General features: G+C 71.2%; 17 protein-coding genes. 11 read left to right on the forward strand and 6 right to left on the reverse strand.

Going from position 1 to position 15,074, the window contains the following annotated elements:
* The first annotated feature begins 51 nt into the window (after positions 1-51).
* Positions 52-342, forward strand: a complete 291-nt coding sequence (locus ACIA8L_RS10245; RefSeq protein WP_395902619.1) for an antibiotic biosynthesis monooxygenase — start codon at positions 52-54, stop codon at positions 340-342.
* A 29-nt stretch (positions 343-371) separates the two neighbouring features.
* Here ACIA8L_RS10245 and ACIA8L_RS10250 read toward each other — a convergent pair whose 3' ends face one another.
* A complete protein-coding gene (locus ACIA8L_RS10250) occupies positions 372-1,055 on the reverse strand; it encodes an SDR family NAD(P)-dependent oxidoreductase (protein WP_395902621.1) in 684 nt (227 codons plus the stop codon).
* Positions 1,056-1,159: 104 nt separating this feature from the next.
* Between ACIA8L_RS10250 and ACIA8L_RS10255 the strand changes: the two genes are divergently transcribed.
* Positions 1,160-2,002 (forward strand): helix-turn-helix transcriptional regulator, encoded by an 843-nt coding sequence (locus tag ACIA8L_RS10255; protein WP_395902623.1) that lies wholly within the window; start codon positions 1,160-1,162, stop codon positions 2,000-2,002.
* 12 nt (positions 2,003-2,014) lie between these two features.
* On the opposite strand, the gene ACIA8L_RS10260 is transcribed toward ACIA8L_RS10255, so the two are convergent.
* A complete protein-coding gene (locus tag ACIA8L_RS10260; RefSeq protein WP_395902625.1) occupies positions 2,015-3,397 on the reverse strand; it encodes a short-chain fatty acyl-CoA regulator family protein in 1,383 nt (460 codons plus the stop codon).
* Positions 3,398-3,550: 153 nt separating this feature from the next.
* Here ACIA8L_RS10260 and aceA point away from each other — a divergent pair, with 153 nt between their 5' ends.
* From aceA to ACIA8L_RS10290, 6 genes are all read left to right on the forward strand, one after another.
* A complete protein-coding gene (gene aceA / locus ACIA8L_RS10265) occupies positions 3,551-4,819 on the forward strand; it encodes an isocitrate lyase (protein WP_395902627.1) in 1,269 nt (422 codons plus the stop codon).
* Positions 4,816-6,381, forward strand: coding sequence for a malate synthase A (aceB, locus tag ACIA8L_RS10270; RefSeq protein ID WP_395902629.1), 1,566 nt, complete (start codon positions 4,816-4,818; stop codon positions 6,379-6,381). Before aceA ends, aceB begins: the two co-directional genes overlap by 4 nt.
* Before the next feature lie 70 nt (positions 6,382-6,451).
* Entirely contained in the window at positions 6,452-7,030 is a 579-nt protein-coding gene (locus tag ACIA8L_RS10275; protein WP_395902631.1) for a hypothetical protein, read from the forward strand.
* 352 nt (positions 7,031-7,382) lie between these two features.
* Positions 7,383-7,742, forward strand: a complete 360-nt coding sequence (locus ACIA8L_RS10280) for a VOC family protein (protein ID WP_395902632.1) — start codon at positions 7,383-7,385, stop codon at positions 7,740-7,742.
* A 32-nt stretch (positions 7,743-7,774) separates the two neighbouring features.
* On the forward strand, positions 7,775-8,194 hold the full coding sequence (locus ACIA8L_RS10285; protein WP_395902634.1) for a MarR family winged helix-turn-helix transcriptional regulator: 420 nt from the start codon (positions 7,775-7,777) through the stop codon (positions 8,192-8,194).
* Complete coding sequence (locus tag ACIA8L_RS10290; RefSeq protein WP_395902636.1) at positions 8,191-8,580, forward strand: hypothetical protein; 390 nt, start codon at positions 8,191-8,193, stop codon at positions 8,578-8,580. Before ACIA8L_RS10285 ends, ACIA8L_RS10290 begins: the two co-directional genes overlap by 4 nt.
* 233 nt (positions 8,581-8,813) lie before the next feature.
* Here ACIA8L_RS10290 and ACIA8L_RS10295 read toward each other — a convergent pair whose 3' ends face one another.
* The 3 genes from ACIA8L_RS10295 to ACIA8L_RS10305 form a co-directional block, all read right to left on the reverse strand.
* Positions 8,814-9,929, reverse strand: coding sequence for an arginase family protein (locus ACIA8L_RS10295; protein WP_395902638.1), 1,116 nt, complete (start codon positions 9,927-9,929; stop codon positions 8,814-8,816).
* A 339-nt stretch (positions 9,930-10,268) separates the two neighbouring features.
* The gene (locus ACIA8L_RS10300; protein WP_395902639.1) at positions 10,269-10,553 is read right to left on the reverse strand and encodes a CATRA system-associated protein; all 285 of its coding nucleotides are present in this window, start codon (positions 10,551-10,553) and stop codon (positions 10,269-10,271) included.
* Complete coding sequence (locus tag ACIA8L_RS10305; RefSeq protein WP_395902640.1) at positions 10,546-11,673, reverse strand: sensor histidine kinase; 1,128 nt, start codon at positions 11,671-11,673, stop codon at positions 10,546-10,548. Before ACIA8L_RS10305 ends, ACIA8L_RS10300 begins: the two co-directional genes overlap by 8 nt.
* 27 nt (positions 11,674-11,700) lie before the next feature.
* Here ACIA8L_RS10305 and ACIA8L_RS10310 point away from each other — a divergent pair, with 27 nt between their 5' ends.
* Positions 11,701-12,030, forward strand: a complete 330-nt coding sequence (locus ACIA8L_RS10310) for a hypothetical protein (RefSeq protein ID WP_395902642.1) — start codon at positions 11,701-11,703, stop codon at positions 12,028-12,030.
* Here ACIA8L_RS10310 and ACIA8L_RS10315 read toward each other — a convergent pair.
* Positions 12,027-12,680 (reverse strand): response regulator transcription factor, encoded by a 654-nt coding sequence (locus ACIA8L_RS10315; RefSeq protein ID WP_395902644.1) that lies wholly within the window; start codon positions 12,678-12,680, stop codon positions 12,027-12,029. The two genes, ACIA8L_RS10310 and ACIA8L_RS10315, sit on opposite strands and share 4 nt — an antisense overlap.
* A gap of 88 nt (positions 12,681-12,768) precedes the next feature.
* Between ACIA8L_RS10315 and ACIA8L_RS10320 the strand changes: the two genes are divergently transcribed.
* The gene (locus ACIA8L_RS10320) at positions 12,769-13,620 is read left to right on the forward strand and encodes an ABC transporter ATP-binding protein (protein WP_395902646.1); all 852 of its coding nucleotides are present in this window, start codon (positions 12,769-12,771) and stop codon (positions 13,618-13,620) included.
* Positions 13,617-14,609 (forward strand): ABC transporter permease subunit, encoded by a 993-nt coding sequence (locus ACIA8L_RS10325; protein WP_395902648.1) that lies wholly within the window; start codon positions 13,617-13,619, stop codon positions 14,607-14,609. Before ACIA8L_RS10320 ends, ACIA8L_RS10325 begins: the two co-directional genes overlap by 4 nt.
* Positions 14,610-15,074 lie beyond the last annotated feature (465 nt).

The raw sequence follows: 15,074 nt of genomic DNA on the forward strand, positions 1-15,074 counted from the left end.
TCGCCGCGGGTATAGTCCAATTATTGGACGACCTCGGGGAAGGATTCTCGCATGACCACCGTCGAACTCACCCGCTTCCGCGTCGACCCCGCCCGCGAACCCGACCTCCTGGCCGCCCGCCCGGCGATGCTGGCCGACTTCCGCGCCGACCGCACCGGCTTCCTCGACGCCCGCCTCGTCCAGCTGCCCGGCAACGAGTGGCTGGACATCGTGACCTGGGAAACCTCGGAGGCGTTCGCCGCGTCCCGCGCGAAGGGCGCCAACCGGCCGGGGATCGCCGCCTTCTTCGCCACGATCGCCGAACTGATCAGCTCCGAAGAGGGCACCTCCACCGACGCGTGACCCCCGCGGCAGCGCGGCGCGGGCAGGGGTCAGAAGGGGAGGGTTCCGGACTCGTCCTGCAGGGTGCCGGTCGGGCCGTCCGCGGGGAGGGTGGCCAGCCGGACGACGACGGCGGCGCTCTCCTGCGGTGGGCGGCCGATGCCGAACGCGGCCGTCATGTCCGTGGCCGTGGTGCCGGGCTCGACGGCGTTGAACTTGATGGCCGGGTGGGCCTTGGCGTATTGCACGGTGAGCATCGTCGCGGCGGCTTTCGAGGCGGCGTAGAGGGCCAGCGGCATGGTGGACTCGGGCCGGTCGGGGTTGGTCACCGCCCAGAACGAGCCCATGCTGCTCGACACCGTGACCACCGTCGGGTTCGCGGATTCGCGCAGGAGCGGGAGCGCGGCCTCGGTGACCCGGACGATGCCCGCCGCGTTGGTGTCGAACGCGCGCAGGGCGGTGGGGCCGTCGAGGGTGTCGGCGGCGAGGATGCCCGCGTTGTGCACGAGCACGTCGAGGCCGCCGGCGGCGGCGATCGTCGCCAGGGCGTCGGTCACGGAGGTGTCGTCGGTCACGTCGAGCGGCACGAACCGCGCGCCGAGGGTCTCGGCGGCCCGCTCGCCGCGTCCGGTGTCGCGGGCGCCGATGTACACGACGTGGCCGAGCTCCAGCAGCTGCCGCGCGGTTTCGAAGCCGATGCCCTTGTTGGCCCCGGTGATCAGTGTGACGGTCATGGCGCCGACGCTAGCCGCGGCCGACGGGCGCATCGGGAGCCCGGCTGAGCCGGGGGTCTGTCAGGACCCCCGCCGGCCGCCGGGGGCGGCTCTACGCTGGGTGTGTGCGTGAGTCGACGAATGCCCTGGGCGCGTTCCTGCGCGCGCGGCGCGAGCAGGTGACGCCCCGGCAGGCCGGCATCCCGGAGGTGGGCGCGCGGCGGGTGCCGGGGCTGCGCCGCGAGGAGGTCGCCATGCTGGCCGGCATCAGCGCCGACTACTACCTGCGGCTGGAGCGGGGCCGCGACCGCAACCCGTCGCCGCAGGTCCTGGAGGCGATCGCGCGGGTGCTGCGGCTCGACGAGGCCCACGTGACGCACCTGCTGTCGCTGGCCTCGGGCGCGGCCCGGCCGCCGCGCCGCCGGGCGCGCAAGGAGACCCCGCCGCCGGGCGCGCTGAAGCTGCTCGACTCGCTGCTGCAGCCGGCGTTCATCGAGGACCGCTACTTCGACATCCTCGCCTCCAACCGCCTGGCCCGGGCCCTCTCGCCGGGGCTCGCGGCGGGCGGCAACCAGCTGCGTGACCTGTTCCTGGACCCGGCCGAGCAGGCGCTGCACCCGGAGTGGGAGTCGGTCACGGAGTGCTTCATCGCCAACCTGCGCCAGGCCGTCGGCAACGACGTCGGCGACCCCCGGTTCATCGAGCTCACCGGCGAGCTGACCCTGGCCAGCCCCCGGTTCCGCCGGCTGTGGGCCCGCCACGAGGTCCGCGGGCAGCAGGGCACCCCGATCCGGCTGCGGCACCCGCAGGTCGGCGAGCTGACCCTCAACCGGGAGCGGCTGAGCATCGGCGGGACGGAAAGCCTGATGCTCGTCGTCTACCACCCCGACCCCGGCTCGCCCGACGCCGAGAAGCTGGCCCTGCTCGCCTCCGCGAACACACCGGCCCCGGCCCGGACCCGCGCATAGCGCCGGGATCCACTACGAAGTGCCTCGCAGGGGGTACGGGATGAAGGTGCTCCGGTTCTCGTCCAGATCCAGCTGCCGGCTGATCGGGGCGGCGGCCCGTTGCGGACAGGTGGCGCGTTCACAGGTCTTGCAGCCGGGGCCGATCGGCATCGCGGCGGCCGCGTCGTGCAGGTCCATGCCCGTCGAGTAGACGAGGCGGCCGGCGTGGCGGATCTCGCAGCCCAGCCCGATCGCGTAGACCTTGCCCGGCTGGCCGTAGCCGCCGTGGTGGCGGGTGATCGTGCGGGCGATCCACAGGTAACGCTGGCCGTCGGGCATCGCCGCGATCTGCGTGACGGGGCGGCCCGGGGAGCTGAACGCCTCATACACGTTCCACAGTGGACACGTGCCGCCGGTGCGGGAGAACGGGAAGCCGGTCGCGGACTGGCGTTTGGACATGTTCCCGGCCCGGTCCACGCGGACGAAGGAGAACGGGACGCCTCGGGCCCGGGGTCGTTGCAGGGTCGACAGGCGGTGGCAGACGGTCTCCCAGCCCATCGCGAAGTGCTCGGTGAGCAGGTCGATGTCGTAGCGGCGGGCTTCGGCGGCGTGCAGGAACTGCTCGTAGGGCAGGATGAGCGCGGCCGCGAAGTAGTTGGCCAGCCCCACGCGGGTCAGGATCTGCGTCTGGACGTCGTCGAAGCGCTCCTCCTCGATGATCTCGTCGATGACGTCCGCATACTCCATCAGCGCCAGCTGGGCGGCCATCCTCATCGCCTCCTGGCCGGCCCGCAGCGACGTCGACACGTGCAGAGTCTGGGTCTGCGGGCGGTACCGGTGCAGCTCCCCGAACGCGTCGTCGCGCACGATCCGCACACCGTGGCGCTCGGCCAGGCGGTCGCGCAGCGCCGGGCGGATCTCACCCCTTCGCAGGCCCATCGACCGGGCCAGGGCCTCGGCCGCCTCGTCCAGGGCGGGCACGTAGTTCTGGCGGCGGTAGAAGAACTCGGTCACCCGGTCGTGCGGGCTGCGGCCGAGCTCGCCCCGGTCACCGACGAGCTCCGTCAATTGGTCCGAGACTTGGCGGTACCGTCGATAAAGGTCGATTATCGACTCGGCCAGGTCCGGCAGTCTGGTGGCGAGTTCGCTCAGGTCGGCCACGCTCCCGGTCCCGGCCAGGGCCTCTCGCAGGCCGGCGACGAGCTGCGGCGTGTCGTGCGGGGCGAACACGGCCGGGTCGACGCCGAACAGTTCGGTCGCGCGGATGAGCACCGGGGCGGTCAGCGGGCGGACGTCGTGCTCGATCTGGTTGAGGTAGCTCGGCGAGATGGCCAGGTGCCGGGCCAGGTCGGTCTGGCTCAGGCCGTGCTCCTCGCGCAGCCGCCGCAGCCGCGCGCCCGCGAAGATTTTGGCCATGCCCTCAGTTTCACACCACTGTCAAATGCACATTTCGCAAGTTAGCAAAGTGGTCCGGAAAATTGGCAAGACTTGGCTTTTTCCGCCCCTCGACCTCGGTGTTTACCGCGTGTGACCGTGAGCGGAGAGGCACGGCACACAAGGGAGCTGACGATGAGCGACGCAGTTGAGCGGTTGCGGCAGGAATGGGACACCGACCCGCGCTGGGCGGGTGTGCGGCGCGACTACGACGCGGCCGACGTCGTGCGGCTGCGCGGCGCGATCCAGGAGGAGCACACCCTGGCCCGGCGCGGCGCCGAGCGGCTGTGGCAACTGCTGCACGACGAGGACTATGTGCACGCGCTCGGCGCGCTCACCGGCAACCAGGCCGTGCAGATGGTCCGGGCCGGGCTGAAGGCCATCTACCTGTCCGGCTGGCAGGTCGCGGCGGACGCCAACCTGTCCGGGCACACCTACCCGGACCAGAGCCTCTACCCGGCCAACTCGGTGCCCTCGGTCGTGCGGCGGATCAACAACGCGCTGCTGCGGGCGGCCCAGATCACCACCGCCGAGGGCGACACGGACACGGAGTGGCTGGCCCCGATCGTCGCCGACGCCGAGGCCGGGTTCGGCGGTGTGCTCAACGCCTACGAGCTGATGACCGGCATGATCGTCGCCGGCGCGGCGGGCGTGCACTGGGAGGACCAGCTGGCGTCGGAGAAGAAGTGCGGGCACCTCGGCGGCAAGGTCCTCATCCCGACCGGGCAGCACGTGCGGACGCTGCAGGCGGCCCGGCTGGCCGCGGACGTGGCCGGGGTGCCGACGCTGATCGTCGCGCGCACCGACGCGCAGGCCGCCACGCTACTGACCACGGATGTCGACGAGCGTGATCAGCCGTTCGTGAGCGGTGAACGTACCGCCGAAGGCTTCTATCGCTTCAAGAACGGTGTCGAAGCCTGCATCGCCCGCGGTATCGCGTACGCGCCGTACAGCGACCTGCTCTGGATGGAGACGAGCACGCCGGACCTGGAGGTGGCGCGGCGGTTCGCGGAGGCGGTCAAGCGCGAGCACTCGGAGCAGATGCTGGCGTACAACTGCTCGCCGTCGTTCAACTGGCGCAAGCACCTCGACGACGCCACCATCGCCAAGTTCCAGCGCGAGCTCGGGCACATGGGCTACAAGTTCCAGTTCATCACCCTGGCCGGCTTCCACGCGCTGAACTACTCGATGTTCGACCTGGCCCGCGGCTACGCCACCGACGGCATGCCCGCCTATGTGGCGCTGCAGGAGCGGGAGTTCGCGGCCGAGGCCCACGGCTATACGGCGGTCAAGCACCAGCGGGAGGTCGGCACCGGCTACTTCGACCTGATCAGCACGGTGCTCAACCCGGCCGGCGAGACCACGGCGCTGCACGGCTCGACGGAACAGGAGCAGTTCGCGTGAGGTACAAGATTGTCGGGGAGTTGCTGGCGCGATACGACGAGGTGCTCACGCCGGGCGCGCTCGAATTTCTGGTGGCGCTGGACGACCGGTTCGCGGCCCGGCGGGTCGCGGTGCTCGACACCCGGCGGGCGCGCCGGGCCCGGTTTGCGGCCGGCCAATTGCCGGATTTTCGGCCGGATTGCAATATTATTCGCAATGACCCGACGTGGCGGGTCGCGCCGCCGGCGCCGGGGCTCGAGGACCGGCGGGTCGAGATCACCGGGCCGCCGGACCGCAAGATGACGGTCAACGCGCTCAACTCCGGCGCGAAGGTGTGGCTGGCCGACTTCGAGGACGCGACCGCGCCGACCTGGGAGAACATCATCGGCGGGCAGCTCAACCTGATGGACGCCCTGGACCGGGAGATCGACTTCACGGACGAGCGCGGGAAGCGGTACACCCTCGGGGAAGACCTGGCCACCATCGTCGTGCGCCCGCGCGGCTGGCACCTGGTCGAAAAGTGGATTGTCGTCGACGGCCGCCCGATTGCCGCCAGCCTCGTGGATTTCGGGCTGTATTTCTATCACTGCGCCTTCCGGCAATTGGACAATAATTCCGGGCCGTATTTCTATCTGCCGAAAATCGAGGATCACCGCGAGGCCCGGCTGTGGAACGACGTGTTCGTCTTCGCGCAGGAGTACCTCGGCATCCCGCAGGGCACCATCCGCGCGACGACGCTCATCGAGACGATCACCGCCGCCTTCGAGATGGAGGAGATCCTCTACGAGCTGCGCGAGCACTCCGCGGGCCTCAACGCCGGCCGCTGGGACTACATCTTCAGCATCATCAAGAACTTCGGCCAGTGGTCCGACTTCGTCCTGCCGGACCGGGCCGAGGTGACGATGACGGTGCCGTTCATGCGCGCCTACACGGAGCTGCTCGTGCGCACCTGCCACAAGCGCGGCGCCCACGCCATCGGTGGCATGGCCGCGTTCATCCCGTCCCGCGACCCGGCCGTCAACGAGGCGGCCGTGGCCAAGGTGCGGGCCGACAAGCAGCGCGAGGCCGGTGACGGGTTCGACGGCTCCTGGGTCGCGCACCCCGGCCTGGTCGAGGTGGCCCGCGCCGCCTTCGACCCGGTCCTCGGCAACCGCCCCCACCAGCTCGGCCGCCTGCGCGAGGACGTCGAGGTCACCGCGACCGACCTGCTCGCCGTCGACAAGACCCCGGGCCAGGTGACGGCCGAGGGGCTGCGCGCCAACATCAGGGTCTCGCTGCTGTACTTCGACGCGTGGCTCAGCGGCACGGGCGCGGCGGCACTGTCGAACCTGATGGAGGACGCCGCCACCGCCGAGATCGCCCGCTGCCAGGTGTGGCAGTGGCTGCACCACCACACCCCGCTCGCCGGCGGCGGCACGGTGACCGCGGAGACGGTCCGGGCCGAGCTCGACGCCGCACTGTCGTCGCTGGAGCTGCGGCACCCGGTCGAGGTCGCCGACATCTTCGAACGGGCCGCGCTGGACGAGTACCTCCCCCCGTTCTTCACCACCGACGCCTACCGTTACCTGGCCCCTTCCGCCTGACCCGCCGATGGAACGCGATGTCACATCTCTTTGCTGAAAGCTGATCAAGACTTGCAGCAGGAGAAACGACATGCCCAACCTTCAGCGGTACCGCCCTGTGGCCGCCGCGCTCATCGCGCTCACGGTCCTCGCCGGCTGCTCCGGCCAGGATGATCCCGTGACAACGAGCGCGGCGGCCTCCACGTCACCGTCCCCGTCGCCGACCCCGGCCGACCTCCCATCCACCCCGGCCGACATCATCTCGATGGACAGCCTGGTCAAGTTCGCCGCCGCCATGCCCGCACCGAAGGGCGCCCCCGCCGGCGGCAAGTGGACCGAGGCGTTGCCACCCAGCGAAGGCCGCGAGTTCGTCAACTACATGGTCGGCAGCCAGGGCTACGTCTCGGTCCAGTTCGCCGACTGCCGCCTCCCGGCCGTGCAGGCGAAGAAGTCCGACTACAAGTGGTGCTTCCTGACGCCGAAGTCCAAGGTGAAGGGCTTCAACGTGGCCACCCTCGACGACGACCCGGACTACCCGGCCCGAGTCGTCACCGCCGGCCACGCGACCCTGCTGGTCAACGTGTGGGTCGGCTTCGACGACAAGTTCAAGGGCGCCGACGTGGAGGCGTTCATCGCCGCACTGGACCTGGCGAAGCTGTCCAAGCTGTAACCCCACCGCGGTGCTCATGCTCCGGGCCCCGGCGCCGCCCCGCCGGGGCCCGGTCGTCACACTCGCCCGCGCGGCCCCACCGGCATGCATCTCGGCGCGGAGTCGCCGGCTCTGTGTGGTCCCCGTGCACAGCGATCCCGAGACGTTCGCCAGAACAGCGCACACCTGGCCGTGACCTTCGCCGCCCAACCAGCCGCGGCGGCGCTCGGCGCGGGTGCCCGGCTCCAGCAGTCGCCCCTCATGCCTCCGATGTGGCCGAAGTCCCGCCGTGCGGACGGGCGCGGATCGCCGAGGTTGTCGGCGGACGGACGTCATGTGTTTCACCCCCGGCCGGGACGGGCAAGGGGCGGCAATGGTGAGCCGGTTCGCACAGTGGACGCTCGATGTGCACGACGTTTCGTTGATGGCCCGGTTCTGGTCGCAGGCCCTCGGGTATGACATCGAGCCTGGTGACGACGGGGACGCGCACCTGCGGCCGCGGGACGGGGACGGGTCCGAGGACGGGCTGAGTGTCTGGCTGCAGCCGACGTCCGCGGTCAAGGCGGGCAAGAACCGGGACCACCCCGACCTGCGGGCCGACGGCCCCGTCGAGGACGAGGTCGAGCGGCTGCTCGGGCTCGGAGCGACCCGGGCCGACGTCGGGCAGCGCGGGGACGAGGGTTTCGTGGTGCTGCGCGATCCGGAGGGCAACGAGTTCTGCCTGCTGTATTGATAAGCTGGATTAGCTAAGCTAGCTTAGCGGTCGTGACGCTCGCACAGGATCTGCGGCTCGCGGTGGGCCGGTTCGCGCGCCGGCTGCGGCAGCTGTATGCCGACGGGGACGACAACCTGAGCTTCCTCGAGCTCGCCGTGCTCCAGCGGCTCGAGCGGACCGGCCCGTCCAGCCCCGGCGCGCTCGCCGGGCAGGAGAACGTGACCTCGGCCGCGATCGCCCCGGTCCTGCGCCGCCTCGAGGAGCACGCGTTCGTCATCCGCGCCGCCGACCCCGCCGACGGCCGCCGCTCGGTCGTGACGATCAGCCCGTCCGGCCGCACCGCCCTGCAGACCCGGGAGGCGGCCAGCATCACCCGCATCCACGCCGCCCTCGCGACGCTCACCGACGACCAGCGCCGGCAGCTGGCCGACGTCATCCCCCTGCTCGAGAAGGTGACCGCACAGCTATGACCTGGACCCCGCTCGACCCTGAGGTGGCCGCGTTCATGGACGAGTACGATCGCGGCGCTCTGCGGTTGTTCGCCGATCCTTTCCTCGCCCTGGACCCGGCCCGCGCCGTCGCCGTCACCCCGGCCCAGCTGGGCGCCGCCATGCCGGCCCGCCGCGCGATGTTCGACCGCGCCGGCGTCGGCACCCTGCGCCGCACCGGCACCCGCCAGCTCCGCCTGGACGACCGCCACATCCTGGTCGGCGCCGACTGGTCCGCCCCACGCACCTCCGGCGGCACGTTCGACACCACGGCGACGTTCCTGCTGCGGCGCGAGGGACAGACTTTCCAGATCATGGTGTACCTCAACCACACCGACCTGGCCGCGACGCTAAACGCCCCGGCGTGACCCGCACGTCAGCCCCGTCGCCCTGGACATCGACCGGCAAGCCACACGTCCGCGGTCACCCGGCGCCGCGGCCCACCCGCCCCGCTCCGGTCAAAGCCCGGCCACGTCAGCGCCCGGCCGGGTCAACGCTGGCCAGGTCAACGCCCGGCCGGGTCAACGCCCGGCCAGGTCAACGCCGATCCAGGTCGACGCCGCGCCAGATCAGCGCCAGACGAGGTCAGCGCGCGGCCAGATCAGCGCCAGGCGAGGTCAGCGCCGAGCGCTCGCGCGAGCCGGGTGATCGCGTCGCGGGTGGCCGCATCGCCGACTCGGTCGGGCTGCCAGGTGCAGGCCAGTCCGGCGGCGACCACATCGGCGGTCGCGCACACCGCGGCCAGACACTGCTCAATCTGCGCGATCGAAGGCCCAGCCTCGGTAGGGAACCGCAGGCCGGGCACGTCCGCACTATCGAGGACGTCCACGTCAAGGTGCAGGTACACCGGTAGCCCAGCAAGATCGCGCAACGCCGCCGTGATCGCGCCCGGTTCAGCGGCCACAAGGCGCACCTGACTGGCCGCGAGGGCATCCCGCTCGGCCGGATCGAGGTCCCTGGCGTCGGCGAGCACAACATTGGCCTCAGGCAGCGGCGACACCCCGTCACCGACGGCTTTGCTTCCCACTCCGTTCGAAGCGCCACTTCCGGCCGCGCTCGCAGCGCCACTTCCAGCCACGCTCGCAGCGCCACTTCCAGCCGCATTCGCAGCGCCACTTCCAGCCGCGCTCGCAGCGCCACTTCCGGCCGCGCTCGCAGCGCCGTTTCCAGCTTCGCCGTCGCCGAACAGCCCGGGCGTACGGCCGGTCAACATCGATATGGCCATGCCACCGAGGTACCCACTGATCGAGATAGCCGGGGTGTTGAAGTCCCCGTGAGCGTCCAGCCACACCACGGCCAGATCCCGATGCCGCCGCTGCACCCCACCAACCACGGCCCGCGCGATGGGACAGTCACCGGAGAGCACCAGAGGCCGAGCAACCTGAGCCACCGCGTCGGCTATCGCCCGATGCAGCACACTCATCCGCCCCGGAACGGACCCCGCAGGAAGCTCCGGCCGAATCGCCTCCCCCGCACCAACCGGCACCGGAAACGCCGGAATGTATTCATCAAGATGCCAAGGCGCGACGACGGGGCTCCAGCGACCAGCCATGTGCGACCTCCGGACAGTGCGAAGAGGAGATGGCGATGGTGATCCATAGTACGGCCCGACTACACGATGCGACCGCCCCGCACGACTCCCCACCGCCCCCGCACCACTCGCCACCGCAACGCCTCGCTTCGCCCCTCCCCGCGCCGCCGCGCTTGCCAGCACCATGCCCAGCCGCCACGCTTGCCAGCACCATGTCCAGACGCCACGCTCGCCGAAGTGGTGCGGCCAGCTCCGGTCGATCCGGACCCATGCACCGCAGCGGGAGCACACGGCACCTCAGGCGCGCCGGCGGCACTCAATATGCGCGGCAAGGGCGTCGGCGCCGAGGTCCCCTCAACGCGGAACTTCCCACGCTCCGCCCTCCGCATGCAGTTGACCGCGGGCAGCACTCGAAATGCGCGGCAAGGGCATCGGCGCTGAGGTCGGACTCGGCGCGGGACTGCCGGAATGGCGCCACGGCGGACAGCGCGCCATCACCGGCTTCGGCAGTTGGCCGTGGGCGGGTCAGGAGATGTCGGCGCGCACGACGCGGATCAGGGTTTCGATCTTCTCGGCGAGGGCGGGCGGGCAGCGGGAAGTCCCGTGGCCGCCGATCGAGGGGGTCGCACCCGGGCGGAGCAGTTCGAGGCGGGCGTGAGCGTCCTGCAGGGCGGCCGGGTCGCTGTGGCGCAGGGCGCGGTCGATCTGTCTCATCTGCCCGTCGAGCAGGATCCAGGCCGCGGACGGCAGGCGCCAGGTCAGGGAGTCGCCGAGCGTGTCGAGGACGCCACGCGGCCGCCGGTCAGTCAACCGAGGCCGCCGGGAACAGGACCTCGACGGTCAGGCCGCCGCCGTCTCGGGCCTGGGCGGTGATCGCCGCACCGTGGGCGGTCGCGATGGCTCGCACGATGGACAAGCCTAGCCCGTGATGACCGTCATCGGCGACGCGTCGCAGGCGTTGAAATGGTTCGAACAGCCGATCCACCTCATCGGGTGGCACGGGCGGCCCGGTGTTGGCGACGATCAGCCGGGCGTGACCGTCGAGGGTCCGCACGACGACGTCGACACGGCCGCCGGGCTCGTTGTAGTGGATGGCGTTGTCGCACAGGTTGGCCACCAGCCGGGCCACGAGCGTCGGGTCGCCGACGAGCAGCGCCGGCCGCAGCAGACTGTCCAGGCGCAGGTCACGTCGCCGCAGCTCACCGGCCCGGTCGGCGAGGCCCGCGCGGACCACGGCGTCGAGCTCGACCGGCGTGCCGCCCTCCCGGGCCGACTCGCTGCCGGCCAGGGTCAGCAGCGCCTCGAGCAGCGCGCCCCGGTGCCGGTTGACGGCCAGGAGCCGCTCGAAGTTGGCCCGGTACGACTCGACCGTCGCGCCCGGGTCGATCAGCGGCTCCTCCAGCAGCGCATGCTCGACGGTCAGCGGCGTGCGCAGCTCGTGGGCGGCGTTGGCGACGAACCGCTTGTGCCCCTCGAGGGCCGTCTCGAGCCGCCCGAGCAGCCCGTCGATGGTGTCGGCGAGGTCCTTGAACTCGGTCCGCGGCCCGCGCACAGCGAGCCGCTCGTGGACGTTGCGGCCGGAGATACGCTGCAGGTTGTCGGTCATCGTGCGCACGGGCCGCAGGATTCGCCCGGCGATGAGCCACCCGACCCCGAGCGAGATCGGCACCATGAGCACCAGTGCCAGCCCCGGCCCGAGCAGCAGCTGCTTCTTGAGGTTCTCGGCCCCGGGATACGCGGCGTAGATCACCGGCCGCCCCTGCGGCCCGGGGCGGTCGGCCCGCACCGCCTCCGGCCTGGCCGGCGCGTCCGCGGGCGGCAGACCAGCCGCCAGCACGGTCGTGATCCCCAGCAATACGATGCCGGAGATGAACGTGGCCAGGCTGTAGAACACCGTCAGCCGCCGCCGGAGCCGATTGGACGGAACCATGCCTACAACCCGCTCCCCAACGGCACCATGACCGCGGCAACCCCAGACCGCCGCGCCGGTCTACCCACCCACGCGGTCGCAGCTGCGGTCCCCATCGCGGTCCCGGTCGCGGTCGCCGTGGACGTGGTCGCAGCCGTGGACGTGGTCCCCATCGCGGTCCCGGTGGCGGTCGCCGTGGACGTGGTCGCAGCCGTGGACGTGGTCGCAGCCGTGGACGTGGTCACAGCCGTGGACGTGGTCGCGGTCGCCGCTGTGGTCGCGGTCCCAGCCGCGGCCATAGTCGCGGTCGCCGCTGTGGTCGCGGTCGGCGTGCGGGGGCTGCCTCGCTCTCGTCTCATCGGCGCACCCGACCCCTAGATCCGGTATCCGGCGCGGGCGACGGTCTCGATGAGCGGCGGGTCGCCGAGCTTTGTGCGCAGGCGGTTGATGGTGGCCTTCACGGTCGTCGTGAACGGGTCGGTGGCCTCGTCCCAGACGCGGTCGAGCAGCTCCTCCGCGGACACGACCCGGCCCTGGCCGGCGAGCAGGTGCTCGAGGACGGCGAACTCCTTCGGAGTCAGCGGCAGGCGCGCACCGGCCCGCACGGCGACGCGTTGGGCGGGGTCGAGCCGCAGGTCGCCGTGGGTGAGGACGGGCGGGGTGGCCGGGCGGTTGCGGCGGGCCACGGCGCGGATGCGGGCGACCAGTTCGGCGTAGGCGAACGGCTTCGGCAGGTAGTCGTCGGCGCCGAGGCCGAGGCCCTCGACCCGCTGCGCGACGGTCCCGGAGGCGGTCAGCATCAGCACCCGGCTGGGCGCCTCGCGGGCGACGAGCGCACGGCACACATCGTCGCCGTGGACTCCGGGCAGATCCCGGTCGAGCACCACCACGTCGTACTCCACCACATCCGTCCGCTCCAAGGCGGCCGCGCCGTCGTAGGCCACGTCGACGGCCATGCCCTCCCGGCGCAGCACCCGGGCGACCGAGTCGGCGAGCTGACGCTGATCCTCCACCACAAGCACCCTCACGCCGCCGACCCTAACGGCCGCCCGGTGTCAACGCGGTCACAACTTTTGACACCTGGATGACACCGGCCCCGGAGTAGAAACAAGCCCCATGACAGCCGTCATCCAAACCCAGAACCTGACGAAACGGTACGGTCGCCGACCGGCCCTCCTCGACTGCTCCATCGCGATACCCGCGGGCCGGATCGTCGGCCTCGTCGGGCCCAACGGCGCCGGCAAGTCGACGCTGCTCGCCCTGACGTGCGGGCTGATCACGCCGTCCGAGGGGCGCATCACCGTGCTGGGCAGTGCCCCGGCGGCGAACGCGGCCCAGCTGGCGCGGGTCGGGTTCGTGGCGCAGGACGCTCCGGTGTACTCCGCTTTGTCCGTCGCCGACCACCTGCGCCTCGGGGCGCGGCTCAACCCCGGCTGGGACGACGGTCTCGCCCGGCGGCGCGTCGAGCGGCTCGGCCTCGACCCGGGCCAGAAGGCCGGCCGGCTCTCCGGCGGGCAGCGGGCCCAGCTGGCCCTGACCGTCGCCGCGGCGAAACGCGGCGAGCTGCTCATCCTCGACGAGCCCGTCGCGTCCCTCGACCCGATCGCCCGGCGCACGTTCCTCTATGACCTGCTCGACTTCGTCGGCGAGCTCGGCGTGACCGTCGTGCTGTCCTCGCACCTACTCGGGGACCTGACCCAGGTCTGTGACCATCTGATCGTGCTGGGCGGCGGCCGGGTGCAGATCGCGGGCGATGTCGCGGACCTCCTGGCAGTACACCATCGTATTCCGGCCGATCGGACCGGAACCGGGGCTCTCCCGTCGGGCGCGGAGGTGGTCTTCACCGACCGCGGGGCCAACGGTGGATCCACGATCGTGCGGTCCGCGGACCCGATCCGCGGGGCCGAGCACACCGACCTCGAAGACATCGGCATGGCTTACATGATGGCCGCGGAGGCGAAGCGATGATCTGGCTCACCTGGCGGCAGTTCCGCACCCAGGCGCTCGTGGCCGGCATCGCGCTGGCCGCCCTCGCCGCCTATCTGCTGTATCTCGGCACGCGGATCCGGGCCGACTATCTCACCGACGTGCTCAACTGCGTGCCCTCCGACTGCAGCGTCACGCGGCGGCTGTTCGGCAACGAGTACGAGGCCCCGGTCGGGATCGTCAGCCTGCTGCTCATCGCGCTGCCCGGGCTGATCGGCGCGTTCTGGGGTGCGCCGCTCGTCGCCCGCGAGCTCGAGCACAAAACGGACCGGCTCGTGTGGAACCAAAGCGTCACCCGCGGCCGCTGGCTGGCCGTGAAGCTCGTCGTGCTCGGCTCGGCCGCAGTGGCCGTCGCCGGACTTTACAGCCTGCTCCTCACCTGGAGTGCGAGCCGATACGACGAGTACATCGGCGGCCGCTTCAACGCGTCCAACTTCGGCGCCCGCGGTGTGGCGCCGCTGGGCTACGCCGCGTTCGCGTTCGTGTTCGGCGTGGTCGTAGGACTGGTGGTGCGGCGCACGGTGGCGAGCATGGCGATCGTCGTCGCGCTGTACACCGCGCTGCAGATCGTCGTTCCGCTCGCCCTGCGCGCGCACCTGATGCCGCCGGTCACCACGGAGGTCAAGGTGACGGCCGACGTCATGGCGCGGGCGCAGGGCTTCGGCATGAACGACACGTCGGCCCGCATCCTCGGCTACACGCAACCCGGCGCCTGGTCGATGGCCCCCGACAACCAGGTCTTCATGGCCGACGGCACACCCCTCACCGCCGCGAAGAACAAAGCGTGCCAGACGGGGAGCATGGACGGCGACTTCGCCTGCATGGAATCGAAGAACCTCCATTTCGTGTACTCGTACCAGCCCGCGAGCCGCTATTGGCCGTTCCAGTGGATCGAGGTGTCGGCGTACCTGGCGCTGACCGCCCTGCTGGCCACGTTCGGCTTCTGGTGGGTCCGCCGCCGGACAACCTGAACACACCGCACCCGCGGCGTGGGCCTCGAGCAAAGCGGCCACCCCAGCGGCCGGCTCGCAGGCGCCAGCCGAGCAGCAGAACGTGGCGCACCGTGGATCCGCGCTACGCAACCCACCTCAGCCGCTCGCGAAATGCGCCCGCCGAACAGCAGAACGTGGCGCACATCGTGGGTGCACTGGGCGATTGGCACCGCGACGCGCTTCGCGAGACGCACCTCGCGGGCACGCTGGCGTCCGCGCTACGCAACCCACCTCAGCCGCTCGCGGAATGCGCCCGCCGAACAGCAGAACGTGGCGCACATCGTGGGTGCACTGAGCGATTGGCACCGCGACGCGCTTCGCGAGACGCACCTCGCGGGCACGCTGGCGTCCGCGCTACGCAACCCACCTCAGCCGCTCGCGAAATGCGCCCGCCGAACAGCAGAACGTGGCGCACATCGTGGGTGCACTGGGCGATTGGCACCC

It is taken from the genome of Dactylosporangium sp. NPDC051541 (genome assembly GCF_044454505.1).
GTDB lineage: Bacteria > Actinomycetota > Actinomycetes > Mycobacteriales > Micromonosporaceae > Dactylosporangium.

Excerpts from the sequence above, each read along its gene's own strand:
- ACIA8L_RS10325 (WP_395902648.1), top strand. The coding sequence starts at position 13,617 with ATGATCTGGCTCACCTGGCGGCAGTTCCGCACCCAGGCGCTCGTGGCC.
- ACIA8L_RS10310 (WP_395902642.1), top strand. The coding sequence starts at position 11,701 with ATGACCGCGGCAACCCCAGACCGCCGCGCCGGTCTACCCACCCACGCG.
- ACIA8L_RS10295 (WP_395902638.1), bottom strand. The coding sequence starts at position 9,929 with ATGGTGCTGGCAAGCGCGGCGGCGCGGGGAGGGGCGAAGCGAGGCGTT.
- aceA (WP_395902627.1), top strand. The coding sequence starts at position 3,551 with ATGAGCGACGCAGTTGAGCGGTTGCGGCAGGAATGGGACACCGACCCG.
- ACIA8L_RS10245 (WP_395902619.1), top strand. The coding sequence starts at position 52 with ATGACCACCGTCGAACTCACCCGCTTCCGCGTCGACCCCGCCCGCGAA.
- ACIA8L_RS10290 (WP_395902636.1), top strand. The coding sequence starts at position 8,191 with ATGACCTGGACCCCGCTCGACCCTGAGGTGGCCGCGTTCATGGACGAG.
- ACIA8L_RS10280 (WP_395902632.1), top strand. The coding sequence starts at position 7,383 with ATGGTGAGCCGGTTCGCACAGTGGACGCTCGATGTGCACGACGTTTCG.
- ACIA8L_RS10260 (WP_395902625.1), bottom strand. The coding sequence starts at position 3,397 with ATGGCCAAAATCTTCGCGGGCGCGCGGCTGCGGCGGCTGCGCGAGGAG.
- ACIA8L_RS10305 (WP_395902640.1), bottom strand. The coding sequence starts at position 11,673 with ATGGTTCCGTCCAATCGGCTCCGGCGGCGGCTGACGGTGTTCTACAGC.
- ACIA8L_RS10320 (WP_395902646.1), top strand. The coding sequence starts at position 12,769 with ATGACAGCCGTCATCCAAACCCAGAACCTGACGAAACGGTACGGTCGC.
- ACIA8L_RS10250 (WP_395902621.1), bottom strand. The coding sequence starts at position 1,055 with ATGACCGTCACACTGATCACCGGGGCCAACAAGGGCATCGGCTTCGAA.
- ACIA8L_RS10275 (WP_395902631.1), top strand. The coding sequence starts at position 6,452 with ATGCCCAACCTTCAGCGGTACCGCCCTGTGGCCGCCGCGCTCATCGCG.